Origin of the sequence: Pseudophaeobacter profundi, from assembly GCF_029697505.1 — a bacterium.
GTDB lineage: Bacteria > Pseudomonadota > Alphaproteobacteria > Rhodobacterales > Rhodobacteraceae > Pseudophaeobacter > Pseudophaeobacter profundi.
In genome coordinates, this window is record NZ_JARJEF010000222.1 from 1 (window position 1) to 277 (window position 277).

General features: G+C 37.2%; 1 protein-coding gene. It reads left to right on the top strand.

Annotated elements, in window-relative coordinates:
- Positions 1-258 (top strand): isocitrate/isopropylmalate family dehydrogenase (locus tag P2081_RS20805; RefSeq protein WP_278924689.1); only part of this gene is annotated, 258 nt, incomplete at its 5' end.
- Between the last annotated feature and the right edge of the window lie 19 nt (positions 259-277).

The following is a 277-nucleotide window of genomic DNA, read 5'->3' on the forward strand; positions in this document are numbered from 1 at the left end:
GAAAGTGTCAAGGGGGTTGTGGAATGTCTAAAGATCGTAACAGCCAATAAGTCATCAAGGATTGCTAAGTTTGCTTTTGACTATGCTACCAAAAACAACAGGAAGAAGGTCACTGCAGTCCATAAAGCTAATATTATGAAGTTGGGGGACGGATTGTTTTTGAAAAGTTGCCAAGAGATGGCGAAGCTGTATCCCAAGATAAATTCTAGAAGTAAAGAACTTCTGTTACCCATTGTATTTGTAAAACTAACAGTATAGTGAGTACGATTAGTTTATT